This is a genomic window from Hydrogenophaga sp., assembly GCF_036675665.1.
Lineage (GTDB): Bacteria > Pseudomonadota > Gammaproteobacteria > Burkholderiales > Burkholderiaceae_C > Hydrogenophaga.
Window position 1 is genome coordinate 1 of the sequence record NZ_JAKFEO010000108.1, and the last position, 1,555, is coordinate 1,555.

Consider the following 1,555-nt stretch of genomic DNA (forward strand, 5'->3'; position numbering starts at 1 on the left):
TTCGAGATCAAACCCGACCACGACCTCAACGTGATGCGGCCGGGACAGGATCTGTACTCGATCACCGGCGACATCCTGCAGGCGATGCGCGGCGTGCTGGAGGCCGAACGGCCCGACATGGTGCTGGTGCACGGCGACACCACCACCACCTTCGCCACCACGCTCGCGGCCTACTACCAGCGCATCGCCGTCGGCCATGTGGAGGCCGGGCTGCGCACCGGCAACCTGTATTCGCCATGGCCCGAGGAGGCCAACCGCAAGCTCACCGGCGCACTGGCACGCCTGCACTTCGCGCCCACCGACACCTCGCGCGACAACCTGCGCCGCGAAGGCGTGGCCGAGGCACAGATCGTCGTGACCGGCAACACCGTCATCGACGCGCTGCTGGCGGTGCGCGACAAGTTGGCGCACACACCCGAGCTGGCTGCCACGCTGGCCGCTCGATTTCCCTTCCTGCGCGAAGGCGCCCGCCTGTTGCTGATCACCGGCCACCGGCGCGAGAACTTCGGCGACGGCTTCGAGCGCATCTGCGAGGCCATAGCCCACCTGGCGCGGCGCTACCCCGACGCCGACCTGCTCTACCCCGTGCACCTCAACCCCAACGTGCGGGAGCCCGTACAGCGCCTGCTGGCCGACATCACGAACGTGCACCTGACGGAGCCGCTGGACTACCTGCCCTTTGTCTACCTGATGACGCGCTCGACCCTCATCCTCACCGACTCCGGCGGCATCCAGGAAGAGGCCCCCTCACTGGGCAAGCCGGTGCTGGTGATGCGCGACACCACCGAGCGGCCCGAGGCAGTCGATGCCGGCACCGTGAGGCTGGTGGGCACTGATGTGGCGGCAATCGTCGATGGCGTCGCCCGGCTTCTCGACGACCGGCACGAGTACGAGCGCATGAGCTTCGCGCACAACCCCTACGGCGACGGTCGCGCCTGCGAGCGGATCGCCGCAGCCCTGCAGTCACACCTGCCTCGACTCTCATCGACCGCAAGCAAGCCATGAAAACGACCGAAACTTTTCAAACCGTCTCGATGATCGGGCTAGGCTACATCGGCCTGCCGACCGCCGCGATGTTCGCCGCGCGCCGCATGCAGGTGATCGGGGTTGACATCAACCAGCACGCCGTGGACACCATCAACCAGGGGCGCATCCACATCGTGGAGCCGGAGCTGGACATGATCGTCCACAGCGCAGTCACCCAGGGCTTCCTGCGCGCCACCACCAGGCCTGAACCCTCCGATGCTTTCCTGATCGCAGTGCCCACGCCGTTCAAGGAAAACCACGAACCCGATGTGAGCTACGTGAAGGCCGCTGCGGAATCGATTGCGCCGGTGCTGCGCGCCGGCAATCTCGTGGTGCTCGAGTCCACTTCGCCAGTCGGCACGACCGAGCAGATGGTGGAGTGGCTGGCCCAGGCACGCCCCGACCTGCGCTTTCCGGTGCCCGGCGCTACGGAGATCGACGTCAACGTGGCCTACTGTCCCGAGCGCGTGCTGCCCGGCCATGTGGTGCGGGAGTTGGTGGAGAACGACCGGATCATCGGCGGCCTGAC

2 protein-coding genes are annotated in these 1,555 nt (G+C 67.1%); both read left to right on the forward strand.

Annotated features, from left to right (window positions below; genetic code table 11):
* The coding region (gene wecB, locus V6M63_RS22895; protein WP_332745669.1) for a non-hydrolyzing UDP-N-acetylglucosamine 2-epimerase at positions 1–1,005 on the forward strand (1,005 nt) is incomplete at its 5' end.
* The coding region (locus V6M63_RS22900) for an NAD(P)-binding domain-containing protein (protein WP_332745671.1) at positions 1,002–1,555 on the forward strand (554 nt) is incomplete at its 3' end. The genes wecB and V6M63_RS22900, both read left to right, overlap by 4 nt.